Source organism: Chryseobacterium sp. GQ58, assembly GCF_059758895.1.
This window is the reverse complement of record NZ_JCAXEH010000004.1, coordinates 335,240-358,141: the sequence shown is the minus strand read 5'-3', so window position 1 is coordinate 358,141 and position 22,902 is coordinate 335,240. Positions and strand designations below refer to the sequence as shown.

21 protein-coding genes and 1 tRNA gene are annotated in these 22,902 nt (G+C 35.2%); 17 read left to right on the top strand and 5 right to left on the bottom strand.

The window, feature by feature from the left end; genetic code table 11:
• Nucleotides 1–236 precede the first annotated feature (236 nt).
• From asnB to AC6CHK_RS13085, 12 genes are all read left to right on the top strand, one after another.
• Nucleotides 237–1,904 (top strand): asparagine synthase B, encoded by a 1,668-nt coding sequence (asnB, locus tag AC6CHK_RS13140; RefSeq protein WP_498096849.1) that lies wholly within the window; start codon nucleotides 237–239, stop codon nucleotides 1,902–1,904.
• A gap of 144 nt (nucleotides 1,905–2,048) precedes the next feature.
• Nucleotides 2,049–2,861: a hypothetical protein gene (locus AC6CHK_RS13135; protein WP_498096847.1), complete on the top strand. Its 813-nt coding sequence runs from the start codon at nucleotides 2,049–2,051 to the stop codon at nucleotides 2,859–2,861.
• Between the two features lie 46 nt (nucleotides 2,862–2,907).
• Nucleotides 2,908–4,311 (top strand): MFS transporter, encoded by a 1,404-nt coding sequence (locus AC6CHK_RS13130; protein WP_498096845.1) that lies wholly within the window; start codon nucleotides 2,908–2,910, stop codon nucleotides 4,309–4,311.
• A gap of 131 nt (nucleotides 4,312–4,442) precedes the next feature.
• Nucleotides 4,443–5,318, top strand: a complete 876-nt coding sequence (locus AC6CHK_RS13125) for a pirin family protein (protein ID WP_498096843.1) — start codon at nucleotides 4,443–4,445, stop codon at nucleotides 5,316–5,318.
• A 266-nt stretch (nucleotides 5,319–5,584) separates the two neighbouring features.
• Nucleotides 5,585–5,902, top strand: coding sequence for a GNAT family N-acetyltransferase (locus tag AC6CHK_RS13120; RefSeq protein ID WP_498096841.1), 318 nt, complete (start codon nucleotides 5,585–5,587; stop codon nucleotides 5,900–5,902).
• A gap of 64 nt (nucleotides 5,903–5,966) precedes the next feature.
• Nucleotides 5,967–6,866: a pirin family protein gene (locus AC6CHK_RS13115; RefSeq protein ID WP_498096839.1), complete on the top strand. Its 900-nt coding sequence runs from the start codon at nucleotides 5,967–5,969 to the stop codon at nucleotides 6,864–6,866.
• A gap of 31 nt (nucleotides 6,867–6,897) precedes the next feature.
• The gene (locus AC6CHK_RS13110) at nucleotides 6,898–7,431 is read left to right on the top strand and encodes an NADPH-dependent FMN reductase (protein ID WP_498096837.1); all 534 of its coding nucleotides are present in this window, start codon (nucleotides 6,898–6,900) and stop codon (nucleotides 7,429–7,431) included.
• Nucleotides 7,432–7,471: 40 nt separating this feature from the next.
• The gene (locus AC6CHK_RS13105; RefSeq protein ID WP_498096835.1) at nucleotides 7,472–7,870 is read left to right on the top strand and encodes an OsmC family protein; all 399 of its coding nucleotides are present in this window, start codon (nucleotides 7,472–7,474) and stop codon (nucleotides 7,868–7,870) included.
• 1 nt (nucleotide 7,871) lies between these two features.
• Complete coding sequence (locus tag AC6CHK_RS13100; protein WP_498096833.1) at nucleotides 7,872–8,156, top strand: GNAT family N-acetyltransferase; 285 nt, start codon at nucleotides 7,872–7,874, stop codon at nucleotides 8,154–8,156.
• A 108-nt stretch (nucleotides 8,157–8,264) separates the two neighbouring features.
• Nucleotides 8,265–9,839 carry a sodium:solute symporter gene (locus AC6CHK_RS13095; protein WP_498096831.1) on the top strand — a complete coding sequence of 525 codons (1,575 nt, stop codon included), beginning with the start codon at nucleotides 8,265–8,267 and terminating at the stop codon, nucleotides 9,837–9,839.
• Between the two features lie 221 nt (nucleotides 9,840–10,060).
• Complete coding sequence (locus tag AC6CHK_RS13090) at nucleotides 10,061–10,912, top strand: transketolase (RefSeq protein ID WP_498096829.1); 852 nt, start codon at nucleotides 10,061–10,063, stop codon at nucleotides 10,910–10,912.
• Between the two features lie 100 nt (nucleotides 10,913–11,012).
• On the top strand, nucleotides 11,013–11,957 hold the full coding sequence (locus AC6CHK_RS13085) for a transketolase family protein (RefSeq protein ID WP_498096827.1): 945 nt from the start codon (nucleotides 11,013–11,015) through the stop codon (nucleotides 11,955–11,957).
• Nucleotides 11,958–12,168: 211 nt separating this feature from the next.
• Here the strand turns inward: AC6CHK_RS13085 and AC6CHK_RS13080 are convergent, their stop codons facing one another.
• The 3 genes from AC6CHK_RS13080 to AC6CHK_RS13070 all read right to left on the bottom strand — a co-directional run bounded on the left by AC6CHK_RS13080 (nucleotide 12,169) and on the right by AC6CHK_RS13070 (nucleotide 18,009).
• A complete protein-coding gene (locus tag AC6CHK_RS13080; RefSeq protein WP_498096825.1) occupies nucleotides 12,169–12,549 on the bottom strand; it encodes a hypothetical protein in 381 nt (126 codons plus the stop codon).
• Nucleotides 12,550–12,617: 68 nt separating this feature from the next.
• Nucleotides 12,618–13,088, bottom strand: a complete 471-nt coding sequence (locus AC6CHK_RS13075) for an Lrp/AsnC family transcriptional regulator (protein WP_498096824.1) — start codon at nucleotides 13,086–13,088, stop codon at nucleotides 12,618–12,620.
• A gap of 133 nt (nucleotides 13,089–13,221) precedes the next feature.
• Complete coding sequence (locus AC6CHK_RS13070) at nucleotides 13,222–18,009, bottom strand: translocation/assembly module TamB domain-containing protein (RefSeq protein WP_498096822.1); 4,788 nt, start codon at nucleotides 18,007–18,009, stop codon at nucleotides 13,222–13,224.
• 4 nt (nucleotides 18,010–18,013) lie between these two features.
• Here AC6CHK_RS13070 and tsaD point away from each other — a divergent pair, with 4 nt between their 5' ends.
• The 3 genes from tsaD to AC6CHK_RS13055 are packed head-to-tail and all read left to right on the top strand — an operon-like array spanning nucleotide 18,014 to nucleotide 20,154.
• On the top strand, nucleotides 18,014–19,030 hold the full coding sequence (gene tsaD / locus AC6CHK_RS13065) for a tRNA (adenosine(37)-N6)-threonylcarbamoyltransferase complex transferase subunit TsaD (protein WP_498096821.1): 1,017 nt from the start codon (nucleotides 18,014–18,016) through the stop codon (nucleotides 19,028–19,030).
• Nucleotides 19,027–19,437 (top strand): hypothetical protein, encoded by a 411-nt coding sequence (locus AC6CHK_RS13060; RefSeq protein ID WP_498096819.1) that lies wholly within the window; start codon nucleotides 19,027–19,029, stop codon nucleotides 19,435–19,437. The genes tsaD and AC6CHK_RS13060 overlap by 4 nt, the downstream gene beginning before the upstream one ends.
• Before the next feature lie 21 nt (nucleotides 19,438–19,458).
• On the top strand, nucleotides 19,459–20,154 hold the full coding sequence (locus AC6CHK_RS13055; RefSeq protein ID WP_498096817.1) for an RsmE family RNA methyltransferase: 696 nt from the start codon (nucleotides 19,459–19,461) through the stop codon (nucleotides 20,152–20,154).
• Between the two features lie 9 nt (nucleotides 20,155–20,163).
• On the opposite strand, the gene AC6CHK_RS13050 is transcribed toward AC6CHK_RS13055, so the two are convergent.
• The gene (locus AC6CHK_RS13050; RefSeq protein WP_498096816.1) at nucleotides 20,164–20,835 is read right to left on the bottom strand and encodes a TrmH family RNA methyltransferase; all 672 of its coding nucleotides are present in this window, start codon (nucleotides 20,833–20,835) and stop codon (nucleotides 20,164–20,166) included.
• A gap of 78 nt (nucleotides 20,836–20,913) precedes the next feature.
• Here AC6CHK_RS13050 and AC6CHK_RS13045 point away from each other — a divergent pair, with 78 nt between their 5' ends.
• Both AC6CHK_RS13045 and AC6CHK_RS13040 read left to right on the top strand, forming a co-directional pair.
• Nucleotides 20,914–21,933 (top strand): asparaginase, encoded by a 1,020-nt coding sequence (locus AC6CHK_RS13045; protein ID WP_498096814.1) that lies wholly within the window; start codon nucleotides 20,914–20,916, stop codon nucleotides 21,931–21,933.
• A 53-nt stretch (nucleotides 21,934–21,986) separates the two neighbouring features.
• Nucleotides 21,987–22,073: transfer RNA gene (locus tag AC6CHK_RS13040), tRNA-Ser, on the top strand.
• A 95-nt stretch (nucleotides 22,074–22,168) separates the two neighbouring features.
• Here AC6CHK_RS13040 and AC6CHK_RS13035 read toward each other — a convergent pair.
• Nucleotides 22,169–22,864: a hypothetical protein gene (locus tag AC6CHK_RS13035; RefSeq protein ID WP_498096812.1), complete on the bottom strand. Its 696-nt coding sequence runs from the start codon at nucleotides 22,862–22,864 to the stop codon at nucleotides 22,169–22,171.
• Nucleotides 22,865–22,902 lie beyond the last annotated feature (38 nt).

The window sequence follows — 22,902 nt, the reverse complement described above, 5'->3', positions numbered from 1 at the left end:
AATAACTTTTTTTTGAATTATTTATTATCATTTAATAATTTTTTTAAAGTTTTTATTTCTTGTAAGGATCAAGTTCTTTCAAAAGAAAAAATTTCATCTAAAGCCTAATAAACTACGCCAAATAAGTAAATTTTACATTAAATATTTTAAATTTACAAAAATATTTAGTTTAATTGAAATAATAATTGCATTTTGTGAATTGTAAATCTATTTTTGCTTTCAAATAAAATAAAAACATGTGTGGAATTGTATGCTTGTTTGATGCCAAACAACAAACCGAAATATTAAGACCTCAAGTCTTAGAAATGTCTAAAAGAATCCGTCACCGAGGCCCGGACTGGAGCGGAGTCTTCCAAAATGAAAAAGTATTGTTTTCCCATGAAAGACTGGCAATTGTAGATCCAACTTCAGGAAAACAGCCTTTGTTTTCTGAAAACGGAAAAATTGTTTTGGCCGTGAATGGAGAAATTTATAATCATCGTGAATTAAAAAAAGAATTTCCGGATTACAAGTTTCAAACGCAGTCGGATTGTGAAGTGATTTTGGCTCTTTATCAGAAATATGGTAAAGACTTTATAGAAAAATTAAACGGGATTTTTGCCTTTGCGCTTTATGATATTGAAAAAGACATTTACCTGATTGCTCGCGATCACATGGGAATCTGTCCGCTTTATCAGGGTTGGGACAAAAACGGAAACTATTATGTAGCTTCAGAATTAAAAGCTTTGGAAGGAATCTGTAAAACCATTGAAACTTTCCTTCCGGGGCATTTTGTTTACAATAAAGATGGTATTCAGCTTCAGCAATGGTACAAAAGAGATTGGGAAAATTTTGAAGCCGTAAAAGATAACATTACAGATATTCAGGCAATCAGAAAAGGACTGGAAGATGCTGTTCACCGACAATTGATGAGCGACGTTCCTTATGGGGTTTTGCTTTCGGGAGGTTTAGACTCGTCTATTATTTCTGCAATTACTGCAAAATACGCAAGACAAAGAATTGAAAGCGGCGACACGCAAGAAGCCTGGTATCCGAGATTGCACAGTTTTGCGGTCGGCTTGGTAGGATCACCGGATTTGGCGGCTGCAAAAAAAGCTGCCGAACATATCGGCTCGGTTCATCATGAAGTAAACTTTACGGTTCAGGAAGGTTTGGATGCAATTCGTGATGTTATTTATCATTTAGAGACTTATGATGTTACAACAATTCGGGCTTCCACGCCGATGTATCTTTTAGCAAGAGTTATTAAATCAATGGGGATCAAAATGGTGCTTTCAGGAGAAGGTGCCGATGAATTGTTTGGCGGATATTTATATTTTCATAAAGCACCAAATGCCAAAGAATTTCATGATGAAACGGTAAGGAAATTGGGAAAACTTCACCTTTACGACTGTTTAAGAGCCAACAAAGCATTGATGAGCTGGGGAATTGAAGGACGTGTTCCTTTTCTGGACAAAGAATTTATGGATATTGCGATGAACGTAAATCCACAAGATAAAATGATCAATAAAGCTGAAGGAAAGATCGAAAAGTGGGTTTTAAGAAAAGCTTTTGAAGATCTTTTGCCAGAATCTATCGCCTGGAGACAAAAAGAACAATTTTCAGACGGTGTAGGATATTCGTGGATTGACACGCTGAAAGATATTGCAGAAAAATATGTGACCGACGAAATGATGGCGAATGCAAAATTCAGATTTCCTTTAAATACTCCTCAAAACAAAGAAGAATATCGCTACAGAACAATTTTTGAAGAGCATTTTCCAAGTGAAACAGCAGCGGCAACCGTACCTTCCGTGCCTTCCGTAGCCTGTTCCACGCCTATTGCTTTGGAATGGGATGAAGCTTTCAAGAAAATGAACGATCCGAGCGGGCGGGCTGTAAAAGTGCACGAAACTTCTTATTAAATCTGAATAATAATTATCAATCCTGTATCCGTACAGGATTTTTCATTAAATACGTAAATAATATTGAGATTATTTAACTAAGTATTAAACTTATTATCTAATAAATAATTATATTTGAAAAATTAAAAAAATCTCTGTTGTAAAATGAAAAGAAACATTACTATTTTTTTTGCTTTACTATCTGTAAGTTTCGCTTTCGGACAAGGTAAATACGGAAAATATCTTAGCTCTAAAAAATTAGCTCTCAAGTACAAAACCGTAAAAGATAATGAAAAAGAAGATTATTATCAGCAATATTATTGGCTTGTAAAGGCGGAAAACCTAAAGACGTATCCTCACCTGCAAGATATAAAACCTGTTGTGCTTTATGAGTTTGTAAAAAAGATCAATCCTCAAAATCCTACCAAAAAGCTGGATGCAACAGGAAAAGATCTTAGAGAAACAGCAGAATTATCTTTAGACCAATATTTTAAAAACAAAAATTTTCAGAACAATTCTGTATTGATGTACAATCTGGAAACGTATGTGGACCCTTCGCAAGGACAATACTTTACAAAAGTAGATCCTGAAAGAATAAAAGAACTTGTACCAAAAGAATTTTTTGGCTTTGCTTCTTTAAACAGAAAAACAGGGGAACAGACCAATTTTTATCTTTGGGTTGACAGAAAGAATGATAAATTTAAAATCGTAGACATTGTTCCGAGTGAGAAAGATAAAAAATTCTATGCTTCGCTGAGACAATATCTTCCGAAATACAAATTCCAGACACAGTATATGCCTACTGTAAAGAAAGGAACTAAAACCGATAAGACAGATAAAGATTTCTTTTACATCATGCCTTTTGAGCAAAATACGGACAATATAGAATATAAAACCGATGATTTTGAAAACTTCACGCTGAGTCAGGTAAAAAGACAAGGTGAAGCTTGGATAGGAGTAGAAAAACCCAGAAAATAAATAAGAAAGTCTTGTGAAATCTCACAGGACTTTTTAATTTTATACAATGTTCGAAAAAACATCACCACGCCAAACCGTAAAAAAAATCCTTCCGTTGATTCTTGCAACTGCCATTTTTATGCAGATGCTCGATTCTACAATCCTTAATACATCTTTACCTTCGATTGCAAAAGACCTGAATGAGTCGCCGCTCGATATGCAGAATGCAATTATCAGTTATGTTTTGACATTAGCCGTTTTTATGCCTGCAAGCGGATTTTTGGCAGACCGGTTTGGAACTAGAAAAGTATTTATTTTTGCATTGGTTCTCTTCAGCATTGGCTCGGTTTTTTGTGCGCTTTCTCAAAACCTTACGCAATTGGTAATTTCGCGAGTAATTCAGGGAGTTGGCGGAAGTTTGATGACTCCTGTCGGAAAACTGGCTTTGATCAAAACATTTGACAGAAATGAATTGTTAAAAGCAATGAATTTCGCCATCATTCCCGCTTTGATCGGACCTGTTTTGGGGCCTTTGGTCGGCGGTTATATGGTAGATTATCTTTCATGGCACTGGATTTTCCTGATCAATGTTCCGATCGGAGTTTTAGGGATCATTTTAGGCTTAAAATACATGCCCAATTACAATTCAAAAGATCCCGATTTTGATTTAAAAGGCTTTTTGATTTTTGCTGCGGCTTCGCTTCTGCTTTCCATTTCTTTAGAACTTTTCGGCAATATTCAGAATATCACGCCTGTTTTAGTAGTTTTTATTTTAGGATTTTTATTCCTTTATTATTATTACAGACACGCCAAAAAAAGAGGAAACCCTATTTTTCCATTAAACTTATTTCAGGTTCGTACCTTTCGCGTCGGAATTGTTGGAAATCTCGCCACAAGATTAGGAATCAGTTCTGTTCCGCTGTTGCTTCCTTTGATGATTCAGATTGCGTACGGCCAATCGGCGGTTGTTTCAGGCTGGATTATTGCTCCGATGGCTTTGACAGCGATGTTCGGGAAATCTTCTGTTATTAAAATCTTAAATAAATACGGCTACAAAAGAACTTTAATGGTAAATACTTTTATCATTGGAACTTTGATTTGTTGTCTGGCAATTCCGGATATTCACACTTCTCTACTTTGGTTTATTCCGATTATTGCGATTTTAGGTTTTTTTAATTCGATTCAGTTTACTTCAATGAATACAATTTCTATTGCAGATTTGAGGAATTTTCAGACAAGCAGCGGAAACTCTTTATTGTCTGTAAACCAGCAATTGGCAATTGGTTTCGGTATCGCTTTTGGTCTTATCGTTTTAAAAATCTATGAAAACAGCCCCGAACTGATTCAACATGAAACACACAACGCATTCCGTTACACTTTTCTTACAGTTGGAGTTTTAACTATTTTATCAGCCTTAGTTTTTAGGAGACTCCACGTTTCGGACGGAAGAAATATGAAGTCTGAAGAATAGCTGTCTTAAATTTTTCATCACAGATTAAGCAAATTTTGCAGATTCTGTTCATCAATATTCTTACTTATCACACATCAATGTAATTAACATAAAGGTGTCCTAATTTTGTTTAAAATTAAAACAACAATATTATGACAACTAAAAAAGTAGAAATAGTGATTCCGCCAAAGCCTGCACATTTTGTAGGAGACGGTTTTAGGGTGCATAATTTTATTCCGAGTGCTCAAAAGCTTGATATGAAGCGAATGGATCCTTTCATCATGCTGGATTATAATTCTAAGTTTCATTTTAACGCATCAGAAGCGCCGAGAGGAGTTGGCGTTCATCCGCACAGAGGTTTTGAAACCGTTACGATTGCTTATCAGGGAAAAGTTGAGCATCACGACAGCGCTGGCGGCGGCGGAATAATTGGTGAAGGCGATGTGCAATGGATGACGGCTGCAAGCGGTATACTTCACAAAGAATATCACGAAACAGAATGGTCCAGAAAAGGCGGAATATTTCAGATGGTTCAGCTTTGGGTGAATCTTCCTGCAAAAGATAAAATGAGCAAGCCAAAATATCAGGCTATTTCAAATTCTGAAATGAAAAAAGCAGATTTGGGTGAAAACGGATTTATTGAAATCATCGCCGGAGAATATGACGGAAACAAAGGTCCTGCATTTACATTCACTCCTGTTAATATGATGAATGCAAAATTAAAATCCGGTGGAAAAGCAAATTTTAATTTTCCTGCAAATTTTAATACCGCAGCTTTGGTGGTTGAAGGAAATATTATTGTGAATGGTGAAGAAAAAGCACCAACCAACAATTTTGTTTTGTTTGAAAATAGTGGCGAAACTTTCACAATCGAAGCAACAGAAGATTCTATTGTTTTAATTATCAGCGGAGAGCCATTAAACGAGCCAATTTTCCCACATGGCCCTTTTGTGATGAATTCCAGAGAAGAAATAATGCAGGCTTTTGAAGATTTCAATACAGGAAAATTTGGGTATTTGGAGGATTAGTTTAAAGTTGGTAAAACGCAAAGGCGCAAAGCTAGTTACAAGCTTTTATTTTAAAGGCGCGAGCATTTTATCTTTGATAAAATTGATTGAGTATATAAATTCGAAAACTTATTTTCTTGCGCTTTGAAAACAACATAAAATTAAAAAATTTGCGCCTTTACGTTGCCAATATTTATTAAAAAAATAATAATCGAAAACCCTGATTTCTTACACTAAAAAATAAGACTAAAATTAAAAATACATTTACCAATATTAATACAAAAATCATGAAACCAGAATTTGAAAACATTCCTTTAGTAAAAAACGAAGAAAAAAAGCGATTTGAAATAGAATTAAACAGCCATTTCGCATTTATAGATTACAAAGAAACCAGCCATCAAATATCCTTGATTCATACAGAAGCAGATCCCGAATTGGCAGGAACAGGCGCAGCCGCCGCAGTTGTAGAAAAAACTTTAATGTACATTGAAGACAGCGGAAAAAAATTGTTGCCGTTTTGTCCATACGTTTTCGCATACATCAAAAAACATCCTGAATGGAAACGTATTGTAAGTGAAAGATTTGAAGGATATGCTCAACTTTAATTTTTCTAAAGTACCATAAACATTATAAATATTAACTAAATTAGCCTAAATAAAAATTGATATCATGTCAAACATTGGACTTATCATTGAAGAAAAATCAGCAGATATAGGTAACTTTTTAGTGGGAAGACTTTTGCCTTTCCGTGAAAAAAGAGCGGTTGGACCATTCGTTTTTATCGACCACATGGGACCTTCCGAACTGAAAGATTATCAGAATCTCGACGTTCCGCCGCATCCGCACATCGGACTTTCAACATTAACTTACCTTCTTGAAGGCTCAATTTTTCACAGAGACAGCATCGGAAGCGCTCTTGAAATAAAACCCGGAGCCGTAAACTGGATGACAGCCGGGAAAGGCGTGGTACATTCAGAAAGAACGCCGGAATATTTAAGAAATACAGATAAAAAACTTCATGGTTTTCAGATTTGGGTCGGTCTGCCGAAACATCTGGAACAATCTGAACCTACTTTTCATCATATCGAAGCTAATGAAATTCCTGTTTGGGAAGAAGACGGAATTCAATATAAATTGATTGCAGGAGAAGCTTTCGGAAGAAAATCAACTGTTCCGGTTCATAGCAAATTATTTTTTATTGAAATTAAAACTAAAGAAGCAAAAAAAGTCAGCATCGGAAAAGATCTTTATGGTGAAGCTGCAATGTATGTTTTGGACGGAACGGTTTCCACAGACGGAAATTCTTACGGCTCAAAACAACTTTTAGTTGCTAAAAACACTCAATTGTGTGAATTTGAGATGAGCGAAAACGCAACAGTTTACCTTTTCGGAGGCGAACCTTTCGATGAGGAACGTTTTATTTTCTGGAATTTTGTAAATTCAGACAAAGAATTAATCGATAAAGCAAAAGTAGACTGGAACGATCAAAATCATGATGCTTTTCCTCTAGTTCCGGGAGATGAAAGCGAGTTTGTTCCGCTTCCGAAAGCCATTTTAAACAGAAAGTAAGCTTTCAATTAAATCTTGAATTTAAACCAACATGAAAATATTAGCATTTGCAGGAAGTACCTCTTCCACATCCATCAACAGAGAATTGGTAAAGTTTGTCCTGAAAAGTTTTCAGGAAGATGAAATCAATTTAATTGACCTTAATGATTATTCAATGCCTGTTTTTTCGGTTGATCTTGAAAAGAAAGGATTTCCTGATGAAGCTCACCAATTTTTAAAGCAAATTGAAGAATGCGATGCTATTATTTGTTCGCTTGCGGAACACAACCGGTCTTACAGCGCAGCTTTCAAGAATATTTTTGACTGGGCTTCAAGAATCAATGTAAAAGTTTTTCAAAACAAACCAATGCTTTTGATGAGCACTTCTCCGGGAGGTTACGGCGGCGGAAATGTGATGAATACAGCCAAAACATTTTTTCCTCAGTTTGCGGCAGACGTAAAAGAGACTTTTTCTCTTTCAAAGTTTTATGAAAATTTTGACCTGGAAAGTGGTGTGATCAATCCTGATATGCTGAAAGAATTAAATGATAAAATTGAAAGTTTTAAAAATCAAGTAAAAAATTAATAACCTTATAATTTACTTTAAAATTAAAGAAACTAAATAAATGGCTGTAACCGTAAAAGCAAGTTTAGGAAAAACAAAATATTACACCGAAGTCGTCGCAGGCGACAACAAACTCATCACAGACGAGCCGATTGATAAAGGCGGAAAAAATGAAGGCTTTAATCCTTTTGAAATTTTAGCAACCTCTTTAGCAAGCTGTACAGCAGCCACTTTGAGAATGTATATTGACAGAAAAGAATGGAATATAGACAACATTAATGTAGAAGTAGAACTTGAAAATTTCCCTCTGACGAAGTTGGCCGTTTTTAAAAGAAACATTAGTTTTGAAGGTTCAGATGTGAATGCAGATCAGCTAAAACGGCTCCATGCAATTGCAGATGCCTGCCCGATACATAAAATATTAACGAACAATATAGAAATTCAAACCAAATTTTCTTAATATGATAGAAGTAAAACAAAAAAACGACGAAAAACACGGAAGCTTTGAAGCTTTAATTGATGGAAAACGTGCAGGATTAATGACATATACCTGGGCTGGCGAAGAAAGATTTATTATCGATCATACGGAAGTAGAAGAAGCGTACAACGGCAAAGGCGTAGGAAAAGAAATGCTGGTTGCAGCAGTAGACTTTGCAAGAAAAAACAGCAAAAAAATCATTCCGCTTTGCCCGTTTGCGAAAGCAACCTTTCAGAAAAATGAAGATTTGCAGGATGTTTTAAGTTGATTTTTATATTTAACTTTAATAAAAATGACCTTTCGGAATAACCACCGAAAGGTTTTTCTTTTTGTAGAATCGAAAAAAACTATATTTGCTAAAATTTAAAATCTAAGCATGAATCCGGGAACTACACTTTTGCTTTTTGTTTTTATATATTTCATCGGCCTTTTGGTGATTTCTTATTTCACAAGCCGAAATTCTGATAACCAATCCTTTTTTATCGGAAACAAAAAAAGTAAATGGTGGCTCGTGGCGTTCGGGATGATAGGAACCAGCCTGAGCGGCGTGACTTTTATTTCCGTTCCCGGAACTGTCGGAAAAATGACAGGAACCGAATATATTTTTGGCGGTTTCGAATATTACATGATGGTCATTGGCTTTTTTATCGGCTATTTTATCGTTGCCGCCATATTGCTTCCGCTGTATTATAAGATGAATCTTACGTCTATTTATACCTATTTAGGAAAAAGATTTAATGTAGAAGCTCATCAGATTGGTTCGGTATTTTTCATTGTTTCAAGGGCCATTGGTGCAACTGCAAGATTGTATTTGGTTGTAAATGTTTTGCAGATTTTTTTATTGGAAGATTTGGGTGTTCCGTTTTGGGTGACTGCAATGGTACTTTTACTTATGGTGCTTTTGTACACTTTTGAAGGCGGCGTAAAAACCATTGTAATTACAGATACATTACAGACTTCCTTTATGATAATCAGTTTAATTGCTTGTATCGTATATATTTTATCAAATTTAAATTTATCTTTCGGCGAAGCGTACACCATTCTCGAACAGAAAAACTATACACACTTTATCAATTTTGACCCTAATTCTAAGACATTTTTCCTGAAAACCATTTTAGGCGGTATCTTTATAACGATTGCTATGACGGGTCTTGATCAGGAAATGATGCAGAAAAATATTTCTGTAGACAATCTTCAAAACTCAAAGAAAAACATGCTGACTTTTGCAGGAACTTTACTTATTGTGAATCTTGCGTTCCTTTTTTTAGGCGGCTTGCTTTATCTTTTTGCATTGCAGAATGGTGCAGAATATGCACAAATCACCAATATTATTGAAGGTAAAGAATCTATTTCTAATGTTTTTGGATTTAAAGATGCCACCGGAAATATTCCGAATATAATGGGAGACGATCTTTTCCCTGCTTTATCACTTCAGGGGCATTTTCCGATGGTTATTTCCGTTATTTTTATTATCGGGTTGATTTCGGCATTATTCCCTTCTGCGGATGGCGCTTTGACGGCGGTTACAAGTTCGTATTGCGTTGATTTACTTAATATTAACGAAAACAAAACTAAAACAGAGAAAGAGAAAAAACGTATTCGTATGAAAGCACATTTAACGTTTACGGTTGTATTCTTTATTCTGATAATGGTTTTCAAAGCGATGAATGACAAATCGATCGTTTATCTCATCATGGAAATTGCAGGTTATACATACGGACCGCTTTTGGGGCTTTTTGCCTTTGGAATTTTCACCAAATTTAAAATATCAAAAAAATATTCAATTCTTGCAGTAACGCTTTTAGCTCCTGTTATTACTTATTTGATCAATTTGTCGGTTACCACTTACACCGATTATCGTATTGGTGTAGAATTGATTATTCTAAATGGGTTGTTGACGTTTATTGGTCTCTGGTTGGTTAAGAATAAGAATTATTTGAAGGTGGTTTAGATTTTTGGCAGCTATTTCCGCCTTCCGCTCCCGCTTTTTTGTTTCGCAAAAAGAGCTCCGCTCAAGTCGGGCTGCGAGACTCTACTTTTTCCCAAAACTTTGTCAAAGATTTTAAACTTTGACAAAAGTGTCATAAGAAATCCGGTGTTTTACGCCCGGATTTTTGCATTTCGGTAAGCCATTAAAAAATTGTAAATTTGCAGGCAAATAAATCCTATAAAATGAGTAAAAGTATTGAAGAGCTGAAATCTCTTACTACACAAATCAGAAGAGACATTTTAAGAATGGTTCATGCTGTAAATTCAGGGCATCCGGGCGGAAGTTTAGGCTGTACAGAATATTTTACAGCACTTTATGGAAAGGTGATGAACTACAACCACCCTTTCACAATGGAAGGAAAAAACGAAGATCATTTTTATCTTTCAAACGGACATATTTCGCCGGTTTTCTATTCTACATTGGCAAGATTTGATTTCTTTCCGGTTGATGAATTGAGAACATTCAGAAAATTGGATTCAAGATTACAGGGGCATCCGACGACTCATGAAGGTTTACCAGGAGTCAGAATTGCTTCAGGATCTCTTGGCCAAGGTCTTTCTGTGGCTCTTGGAGTTGCTCAGGGAAAAAAATTAGACGGTGACGATTCTTTGGTATATTCTCTTCACGGAGACGGAGAATTGCAGGAAGGGCAAGTTTGGGAAGCTTTAATGTATGCTGCTGCCAATAAGGTTGATAATATCATTTCAACGATTGACTACAACGGCCGTCAGATCGATGGTGATACTGATGATGTATTAAGCTTAGGAAATTTGCACGCAAAACTGGAAGCTTTCGGATGGACAGTTTTAGAAGAAAAAAACGGTAACGACCTTGAAGCAGTGATTGCAATTCTTGAAAGAGCAAAAACTGAAACAGGAAAGGAAAAACCTGTAATAATTATTCTTCATACAGAAATGGGATTCGGTATTGATTATATGATGGGAACTCACGCTTGGCATGGTAAAGCCCCAAATGATGAACAATTGGATACGGCTTTCAAACAATTATACCTTGAAGCTCCGGCAGATTATTAATTATAAGTACATAATTGATAATAAGCAATCTTAATTAATAATTAGAAAAAAATGAAACCGAAAGGTTACATGATTCAATAAAAAACATTTAAAAATCCTCATGAAATATACATATACAGAAAAAAAAGATACTCGTTCGGGATTTGGAGCAGGATTGGCTGAATTGGCCGATAAAAACCCAAATGTTGTAGCGCTTTGCGCAGACCTTATCGGTTCTTTGAAAATGGAAAAATTCATCGAAAAAGCACCTGAAAGATTTTATCAGGTAGGCATCGCTGAAGCAAATATGATGGGACTTGCTGCAGGCTTGAGCATTACAGGAAAAATTCCATTTACAGGTACTTTTGCTAACTTTTCTACTTCAAGGGTTTACGATCAGATTCGTCAGTCTATCGCTTATTCAGGGAAAAATGTAAAGATTTGTGCTTCTCATGCGGGTCTTACTTTAGGAGAAGACGGCGCAACTCACCAGGTTTTGGAAGATATCGGAATGATGAAAATGCTTCCGGGAATGACCGTAATCAATCCTTGTGATTACAACCAGACAAAAGCTGCTACGATTGCGATTGCAGATTTTGAGGGCCCTGTATATTTGAGATTCGGAAGACCGACTGTACCTGTATTTATGCCGGAAGATATGCCTTTCGAAATAGGAAAAGGTATTCTTTTACAAGAAGGAACTGATGTAACGATCGTTGCAACAGGACATTTGGTTTGGGAATCTTTGGTGGCAGCAGATGAACTTGAAAAAGAAGGAATCTCTTGTGAAGTGATTAACATCCATACAATTAAGCCTTTAGACGAAGAAATCATCTTAAAATCAGTTGAAAAAACAGGAAAAATAGTTACTGCCGAAGAGCATAATTATTTAGGTGGTTTAGGAGAATCTATTGCAGGAATGTTGGCAAGAAAGAGACCTACAAGACAAGAATTTGTGGCTGTAAATGATACTTTCGGAGAATCTGCAACACCTGCTGAATTGATGAAGAAATACAAAATTGACGCTGCTGCTGTAAAAGAAGCTGTGAAAAGAGTTTTAGCATAAACATTTCAAATTGAAATAAAAAAAGCATCCGTTTTTTGGATGCTTTTTTTATGCTGTAAATTTAAGATTAAAATTCCGCTCCTACGGAACTCATTATTTCTACAATATTTATTGCTACACACATTTTGTTCCGCCGGAGCAATAATTTCGTTATAAGAGCTAAATTATTCTTAATAACTTAAAAAGATCTTAAGCCTATTTTAAATTTCAATTATCTAAAGAACTTCCATTTTGGAATAATTGCCAGCATTCCAAATCCCGTAAAAAGGAAAAGATTGGTAACGTCTGTGTACAAAAATGTTGATAGATAATAATTATGCATAAAGAAATGCAGAATCAGCAAAGCCGGAAAAGTAAAAATTCCTATTTTTTTGTAAAAATACATCAGCACCAAACTGATCATCATCAAAATATCAATTGAAAAAATAATATAAAAATACCATGTCGGTATATTCAAATACTCGTGTTGCAAATATTCGTCAACATCAATTCCTAAGCCCATTATTGTAAACAACAGCAATGAAGCCAGTGTCAGAATAAAACCCAATCCTTTTTTCGGATCTTCATCAAAATAACTGTACTCTTTTTCCATAATGCAAAAATAAAGAACTTATGAATGATTTCATAAGTTCTTTGGTATTTATATCGTCTAAAATTTGATTAAATCGAGATCGCGTTGATCAATCTGTTTTTATCACTTAAGTATTCTTCCATAGAAATCATACTTTCAGTTCTCATCACATCCTGAATGTCGTCTATCTGATAAATTATTCTTTTTGCGTCTTCAGTATTTTTAGCTTTTACTTTACAGAAAATATTATATTTTCCTGAAATAACGCTAGCTTCTACTACGTTTGGTATTGTTCCCAACTCTTTCAAAACCTCTTGTGTGCGGTTTGATTTTGTCAAAAGAATCCCGATAAAAGCCGTAAAATGGTAATCTAATTTACCATAATCTAAATTAAGAGATGATCCTAAAATAATACCTGCATCTTCCATTTTCTTCACTCTTACGTGTATTGTTCCTGCAGATACATCCATCTGCTTAGCAATTTCTGTAAAAGGCATTCTTGTGTTTTCTACTAAGAAATCAAGAATCTTCTTGTCTATTTCGTCCAGTTGATAGTTCATATTGTGAAATTATATTTTTCCTAAAAAATCAATAAATTTTTTACAAAATTAAGAAAAATAAATTAACTAAAGAAAATATATTAAACATTAACAATAATTAACACAGATGATAAAAATCATTAAAATATTCAGATTATTTAGGGGATGATGTTGTGGAATCTGTTTTTATTTGAGTATTAGCAGCAGGCTGTTTTTTGTCTTTATTCTTCTTTTTAAAGAAAGAATTGAAGCTTTTACTCCATACGATACCGCCTCCATAAGCTTGATTGGCAGAGCCATTACTTGATGTCGTACCGATTCCCATACCAATGTTGGTGGGCTTAGAATATCCTCTTAATAATAAAGTTCCGTCATTCTTTTTAGAAATATCATACTCTATAGATCCTTCTCCTGAGAGATAGTTGGTATCTGTACCTTCCGTTTTACTAAGCGGAATTCCCAACCCGGTTTTCACGGTAACTCTTGGGGAAAGATCAAAACTTACACCTGCGTTGGCTCTGTCTCCCGTATTAGAATACTGATCGCCTCTTACATAATTTAAGTCAATCTGGAATTCGTTGCTCATCGTGTTCAAGACTGATCCCAATTGTTTTAACAGCATATTGTAACCAGAAGATTCCGCTACACCAACTGCATCAATATTTACTCCGCCGGTATTTGAAACATTAAAACTGTTTAATAGAAGAATGGAACCAAACTGTAACACATTTTCGCCTTCGGTCTGATTGATTTTTGCTGCTAAAGTTTCTTTCACCTGACTTGAAACATCCAAAGCGGTCACGTTTAATGCTATTTCCGGATCATCCAACGTATTGGTAATATTGGCCTGCAACAAAATACTGATTGGCTGCAGCTGACCCATATTTAGATATTCTCCAGCATTGGAAACCATTCTTACGTAATTGGCAGTGATATCCAAAGCAGGCTTCATCGCATTACCATCCCATCGGATGCTGCTGTTTTTCTGAATCTGGAAAGTCCTGTTTAGAATCGCCTTAGAAACAAAAGTTCCGCTGTCGACCATATATGAGCCGTTCATAGCGATATTTCCCTGTCTGCTCATCTGGAATCTAAGATCATCGGCAATACCTTTTACTGTAATATTTCCTACATCATCACCCACCAAAACATTTACAGTAGTTCCTTTATCTACATCAAGGCTAAAGTCAATATTCATATTGGCGCCTGACTTTTTCTTTTCCTCTAATGTTACAAATCCGTCTTTTCCTTCTTTTAAAAATCTCAGCATCTTAAACTCTTCAACGTTTGATGTTGAACTGGAGTTAAAAGTAAAAGTACTTCCGTTCAGTGCTTTCATGTTGGGTGTAGACAAGTTGAGCGCCGAAACCGGGCCATCGACATACAAATCACCCTGTCCGTAAACCCTTCCCCAGAAAAGATCATATTCTTTCTGTGTCGTACTTAGCATCAGCAGATTATCAGCCCTCATTACAAGGTTGACTCCCATTGACGATAAAGTTTCAAACTGTATTGCTCCGGAAATTGTCCCTTGAGAATTTGATCTTCCATCGTGAACTCCAATATTATTAAGAATCGCCAAACCTCTCGAAAGCGGTATCACTGTATCATCAAAAGAATAATCAACTCCTGTGAATAGAAGCTTTAATCCAAATTGTTTTAATGCAATATCTCCGCTGTAATCTAGATCTTTCAAAGTTCCGGAAATCTTCAAATCACCGGTTGCTTTTCCTCTTAAATTCCCGAAAATCGATTGTACAAACTGCTGTGTAAAGGCTAAATCAAACTCTTGCAGCTGAGCCACCAAATCAATAGTTGGTGAAAGTGTATTGTTATTAACTGTACCCGTTAAATGCAAATTATTATTTCCTATTATTCCCGCAGAAGTTACTTTGACATCTACGTCGTAAACATTTAAAGAAAAGCCGTTCACCGCAGAAATTGTAAGATCGCCCATATCGTTCCCGTTCATCATTATATCATCAACGGTAAGATCTACCAATGGCTGCAAAGTGTTTTTATCCATTCTTATCTTCACGTTTCCGTTGGCTAAACCTTTGATATCCATCGGATTGCCACCAGCCTGCATTTCCAGAAGCTTTTCTATCGCAAAATCCTGAATCTCAGCATCAACGTAAAAATCTTTAATAGATTTAAAAGTAGATTCATTAATCAGCAACGAACTTTTGTCTGAATAAATTTTAAGATTTCTGATCTCGAAATCTTTAGTTTTCTTTCTGTAACTTATATAATGATCCAATTCCGGACTGGTGTCAATCGACCACGTTACATTATTAAAATTAACTTCCGTCGGCTCAAATCTGAAAACGTAATCACCATCCGGATTGGTGGACTGATTAAAATTAACAGCATAATTTTTCAGATTATCATCCAATTCGTCTTCCGGGCTGCCATGCTTGAAACTTGTGGCGATTCGAAGAGTTGTATTATTGTCGTTTTTCCCGGTAAGGATAATATCTTTAAGTATATTTTTATTGTACTCTACTCTTTTTATTTTTGCATAAAGCTGCTGATCGAGATTAGCCGTGTTGATTCTTACCATAACGCTGTCAACCATTGCGCTGTCTCGGGTGATATTTTCCCTTTCATTTACTTTGTAATCGGGGTTTGCGTTGGCCAAAGCGACATCAGCATCTGTAATTTCCTCTTTTTTGGTCATTACATATTTCAGGGAAGCTGCATCAAGATTTAAAATTAAATTATTTGAGTTTCCGTCATATTCTCCTTGTACCGTTGCCCCTTGAGGAAGCTTAAGATCCGGCATAAAATAACTTACCAATCCTTGCTGAACATCAAAATTCATGGTGAAATTCTGCCCGCGATATAATTTTCTCGGCGGCGGTCCTACCAAAATTTTTCCTAAACCATTTTCTACCATTTCGGCCAAATCGGCAAGATTATATTTTCCCGATATCTTTCCGTCGACCGCTCCGGGAGCATTTACGTCAATCACACGGTTTCCGCCTTCTATAAACGTTTTCACTTTTGCATTCGGAATATGATATTTTTGTGTAGCCGTTGCAAAATTGATATTATTGGCATCGACATCCAAATTCAGATCATTAAGATTTGTCATCGACATTTTTCCGTTAATCTGGCCGCTTACGATTTGACTTCCCGGTTTATCGGTGAAATAATTCATATTCAGATACGTGACATTAGCATCAATATTTGCTGAAATTCTTGAACTGCTAAAATCAATCAACCCTTTTACAGTCGCTTTTGCCTGCTCATCGTTTACGGTAATCAATCCGTTGTATTTTCTGTGATCGAGCAAACCGTCCAGATAAAGATTATTGATCTCTTTATTCATTATTTCAATGCTGGAAATCTGGGATTTTGTACTGATTCGCATTGTATTCACGTCGAAACTTTGTCCGTTTACATTAAACTTACCGGAAATAAGACCAACGGTTTTACTTTTGGTGATTACCGATGTATTCAAATCTTTCACTTCAGCATATCCTGCATATTTTGGCATTGCAGAACTATAATCTGTTAATGAAAAGTCTGATATTTTTGCTTGTCCGATTCCTGTCATAAGGTTTCCGGAAGAAACATAAACCTGTTTTGGGGTGATTTTTGCCGTTCCGTTGTATTTTAACTTTCCAAAATCATCAGCGAAATTTTTCATTTTTGATGATATGAAATTTGGCATCATGGCTTTCAGATCTTTATACGTAAAATCTGCAGAAAGATCATTGGTTTGAATTAAGAAATTACCTTTCAGTAAATTGGTAAGATTCATTTTTCGGGTAGCAATGTTCACATCAGGATTTCTGATCAGAAAGTTTTCTAACGTAAATTTATTCAGTGGACCGGTCATTTTTCCGGAGATATTGAAAGGAACAAAATTGTCCCAATTGGTCACAAAATAGCTAATATCGTATCCGCTCAGCTGGCTGCCTAATTTAAGATCCATATCCCAACTTACTTTATCTGCAAAATCGGCCCAAGATCCTTTATTAAGATTAAATTTAATATTTCCCTGTAATAATGAATGATCTGTATTCAATGTTAAATCCCGCAATGCAAGAAAATCTTCCGTCATAGAAAGTTCTGTAGAAAAAGTTTCTACGAAGTGAGATTTGCCCCATCTTTTGGTCGTAAAAGTAAAATTGTTGATCTGAGCAGAAATATTAGATCCGTTTATCTTTACTTTTGGAGCTCTTAAATTTACATTTGTGGCTGTCAGCCATTTTCCTGGCTCGCCTGGTGAATTTTGATTAACAATAGAAACTTTAGAATCAATAAGGTCTAATCTTGCATTGAGCTGAAAAGGCGGTTTGGTAGGATCTTGTTTTTTTCCGCTGTCAAAAAGCTGAGTAAAACGGATGAAATTTGAAATACTGTCTCCTTTATAAGTAATAACTTTTACATCTGCATCTTTAAGAGTCAAAGCATTGAAGCTCAAAGAATTTTCTTTTCCAATGTTGGTTGCTAAAGAAAACCAGTCGGAATTGGCAATAAATTCTCTCGCCTTAATAAATTCCAGACCTTTATAATCTTTTATTCTTAAGCCTTTTATGGTAACATCACCAAAAAAATTGACTTCAACGCTTTCTGTAGACATTTCTGCTTTAAAATCACGGTTAACGATTTGCAAAGCCTGATTAGCAGCCCATCTTTTGGTAACCGGAAGATTGATTCCGATTAAAATAATAACAATTAACGAAATACCTATCCAAAAAAGAATAAGCAATAATTTTGCCCACCAAGAATAGCTGGTTACATCTTTTGCGGCCTGTTTTCCAAATTCCTGAGCCGTCTCTACCGGATGTTTTATAGCGTCTGAAGCAAGCTCAGAAGCCTCTTTCACAGTCTCCTGAACATTATCAACCGTCTTTTGTACCTGATCTCCTAAGTTTTCAGCTACTGATTTTTTGTTCTCATTTTCGTTATTATTCTCTAACTTTGCCATTACTATGAGTGACTCTATAATTTTAGGTATCGAATCGTCTTGTGACGACACTTCAGCAGCCATTATCAAAGGGAATTGTATACTGTCAAACATCGCCGCAAACCAAGAAATCCATAAAGAATATGGAGGCGTTGTTCCTGAGCTTGCGTCACGAGCTCATCAGCAAAATATCATTCCCGTAGTTGAAAAATCCTTCGTTAAAGCAAATATACAACAAAATGCAATCTCAGCCATAGGTTTTACCCGAGGCCCAGGACTTTTGGGATCACTTCTTGTTGGAACTTCTTTCGCTAAGTCTCTGGCTATGAGTCTAAACGTTCCTTTAATAGAAGTAAATCACCTTCAGGCGCACATTTTAGCGCATTTCATCGAAGATGCAAATCCTGTGCCGCCAAAATTCCCTTTTCTGTGTCTTACGGTAAGCGGCGGACACACAATGATTGTCTTGGTGAAAGATTATTTTGAAATGGAAATCATCGGAAAAACAATCGACGATGCAGCAGGTGAAGCTTTCGACAAAATCGGTAAAATTTTCGATTTAGATTATCCCGCCGGACCTATTATTGACAGGCTGGCAAAGGAAGGAAATCCTGATGCTTTCAAATTTAACAAGCCTAGATTAGACAATTACGATTATTCTTTCAGTGGTATAAAAACTTCGGTTTTATATTTTATCCAGAAGGAAGTGAAGAAAAACCCCGATTTCATTAAAGAAAATATGAACGATCTTTGCGCTTCCGTTCAAAAATGCATTATTGAAATTTTAATGAATAAATTGGAAAAAGCTGCAAAAGATTTAGATATAAAAGAAGTTGCAATTGCCGGCGGAGTTTCTGCAAATTCTGAATTGAGAAAAGTAATGCAAGACAATAATGAAAAATTAGGCTGGAACATTTATATTCCGAAATTTGAATATACAACAGACAATGCAGCGATGATCGCAATGGTTGCACAATTGAAATTTGAAAGAGGTGAATTTACCGATATCAGAACGACGGCGACGTCTAAATACGATTTATGAAAATATTATTAGAAGAAAAAATTCTTGGAACACAGTCTAAAAAGAACTCAAAATATTACTGGGTTTTGGAAACGATTACAGGAAAAAATGAAGTTTCAGAAAAATCTGAAGACGAAGATTACTTAATGGCGAGTTCGGATATTGGATATATTCAAAATGTAAAGGAAGAGGTTTTAGAAAAAATAAATTCCGAAAATGTTTTCAGCTTTCCTTACGAACCAAAAGAAGGAGATTATTTGTCCATCAAAAATAATTTAAGAAAAAACGAATATTTGAATATGATTTTTATGAACAACATTTGGGTTGAGGAAATCTATATGTGTTCTTACAGAGACTGCGATGGTGACGTTTATACTACAATAAAAACCGGTGTCGCGTTTTTAAGTGATAATGAGATTTCGTTTTAAAAATAATAACCTTTTTTTTCTATGAAACTTTTTTTTGGAGAAATAATCGACGGAAAAGCAATCATCAATGATGAAGAACAACAGCACATCGTAAAAGTTCTTCGCATGAAAAATGGTGAAGAAATCTACATTACAGACGGAAAAGGAAATCTTGCTTCCGGAAAATTGCTTTTGGAAGTAAAAAGAGCAAGCCTTGATGTTTCAGAAATAAAAGAATTTACGCAAGATTTCAATCCAAAACTACATATTGCGATTGCGCCGACAAAAAATATCGACAGAATAGAATTTTTCGTTGAAAAGGCTGTAGAAATGGGAATTTCTGAAATTACAATTCTTCAAACCGAAAAAACCGAACGCAAAAATTTGAATATTGATAAAATCAGGAAACAAGCAATTGCTGCTTCAAAACAAAGCTTGAGATTTCATTTTCCTGTAATTAATGATTTAACAAAACTTCCAGATTTTCTAAAAAATATTGATTCTGAAAATACTTTTGTTGCTCATTGTAATGAAAATTTAGAAAGAACTGAGCTTAATTTTATTCCAAAATTAGAAAACTACACTTTTCTTATTGGCCCGGAAGGTGATTTTTCTGATAAAGAAATTCAATTTTTAGCCGAAAAAGGCATAAAAGCTGTTTCTCTTGGAAATCAAAGATTGAGAACGGAAACAGCAGGAGTTTTTGTCGCTGCCTGGAATTACAATAAGATGATTTAACCGTTAAGTTTAAAATTCAATATTATTATCTTTTAAATACTTTTCAAAAATCTGCTCGCCACTTCGCATTGAATTTACGGCCCAACGGATTTTCATTTTCAACAGTTTTTCTTCATTAAGTTTATAATCAATATCTGATTTGAGTAATTTCTGCTTCAGCTCATACATACAAATTGAAGCAGCAACAGAAACATTAAAACTTCTCGTAAAACCATACATTGGAATGGCCAAAGTTTCATCCGAAAAGTCTAAAATCTCTTGCGAAACACCTTCCAGTTCGGTTCCGAAGACTAATGCAATCGGTTCTGTGATTTCATAATCGGGTAACATTTTGGCGTTGTTCTCAAGAGAAACAGCAACAATTTTGTAGCCTTTATCTTTAATTTTCTGTAAAGATTCTATATTTCGTGGCAGTTTTTCTACTTCTACCCAAGTATCTGCGCCTTTTGTAACCCGAAGATTGGGTTCAAAATTATTTTCTTCCTGCAAAGCGACAACTTTATGAAATCCGCAAGCTTCTACAGAACGTACAATCGCCGCTGCATTTCTAAACTGGTAAACATCTTCCAAAACCGGCAATACAAAATCTGAACTTTCGGGTGAAAAATGCTCTATTTTCCTTAATCTTTCTTCGGTTAAAAACTGTTTTAAATACTCGTAAATTTTAGCTAAATCTTCCATCTATTTTCAAATCTTTGCAAATTAACGTAATTTTGAAATTCTGAAGCTGATACAGCCTATAATTCTTTAATAAAAAGTATGAAAAGAAAAGTCCTGCTTATCTATACCGGCGGTACAATCGGTATGGAAAAAGATTACGAAACCGGAAGCCTCCGCGCGTTTGATTTTGGTAATATATTTGAGAAAATGCCCGAAATGAAGCTCATGGAATGTGAAGTTTTCGTACATCCTTTCGCAGAACCGCTCGACTCTTCCGATATGGGCCCTGAAGAATGGAAGGTTATCGCCAATTATATTCATGAAAATTATACAAAATTTGATGGTTTTCTGATTCTTCATGGAACAGATACTATGTCATATACCGCTTCTGCATTAAGTTTCATGCTAAAAGGCCTGAAAAAACCTGTGATTTTAACAGGCTCTCAACTACCAATCGGAGATTTGAGAACCGACGCTAAAGAAAATCTTCTGACAAGTTTATATTACGCCAGCTTGTACGAAAACAATGAAGCCGTGATCCAGGAAGTTGCGATTTATTTTGAATATAAACTATTAAGAGGAAACAGAACTTTGAAGTATTCCGCCGAGTATTTTGACGCTTATTCGAGTCCGAACTATCCAATTCTCGGGCAGTCCGGAGTTCATTTAAACATTGTTAAAGATAATCTTTACCGTTGTGATCCGAAAATCGAATTTCATGTCGATCAGCATATTTCCGAAGATATTTTATTCTGGAGAATTTTTCCGGGAATGAAGCTTAATCATTTTAAAGAAATCCCTAAAATGAAAGTCCTGATCTTGCAGGTTTTTGGCTCAGGAACGATCTTTAGCAGTGACAAAACACAGCAAACTCTTCAGGAAATAAGAAATAACGGTACCGAAATCGTAGTCGTAAGCCAATGTATATCAGGCGGAATTTCATTCGGAAAATATGAAAACAGTAATATTTTTGCTAAAATCGGAGCAATAAGCGGTAAAGATATGACTGCCGAAAGTGCGATTACAAAAGCCATGCATTTGATCAACAATCCTAATTATAACGGAAGTTTTGCAGACAACTTTTCAAAAAGCCTGTGTGGCGAAGTGACAACTAATTGAAATTAATCATTTGTTAATTCAACAAAATAGTTTATTTTTGCAGTCTTCAAAATAGAGAGGTGTCCGAGTGGTTGAAGGAGCTACCCTGGAAAGGTAGTATGCGGGTAACTGTATCGAGGGTTCGAATCCCTTCCTCTCTGCAAAATAAAAAAACAGATCAATTGATCTGTTTTTTGTTTGAATACATTTATACATTTGATTCAAACAACAATATAATTAATATGAATGTTTGCTGTTAATTACAAATCGTCAGGAAACTTTGATCCTTCATGTGAATTTTGATGGTTGCTTCGGATTTAAGTTCGCTGTAAATACTATATTCAAAAGCTTCTACAGATTTTAGTTTCTCATCAATAAAATCTGCAATCTGCACCAGAGAAAAATAAAAATCGCGGTATAAAGAAATATTTACAGTACTTCCAAAACATGGAAGATATGCTTTTAAAAATGGCAGCGTCTTCTGATGCAAATTATAATCAATACAATATCCTGTTTTTTCTTTTGCAGTGATGATTTTATAGTGATTTAGATAATTCAGGATGTTTTCGTTTTCTTTTGAAATCTTGTTCTGGTGAAAATATGTATTTATCTTATCCAAAATATGCTGAGCATATTCCATCATGGTAATGGTTTTCCATTCGGAAATATTGCTGAGTTTTGAGCTTTTAGTCTTTTTGATATTATCATCCAAATTAAATGAAATTCCGAAATTTTCATTGTGCGAAAAAAAGCAATTCTTTACTTTGATTACTGCGTCGGTCTGAAGCTTATCTTTCACGAAACTGTAACTCAAATACGGTTTGTAAAGTTCTGTCAAACATTTCAAAAAATCAATTTCATTGGTATTATGATATTTTTCAAACCATTGTTCAAGATCATTATAATATTTTCTTTCAAATTCTCTGAAACACAAATAAAACGGTAATTCCATAGCCTTAATATTTTAATACAGCAAAGCTATCGCTGTAA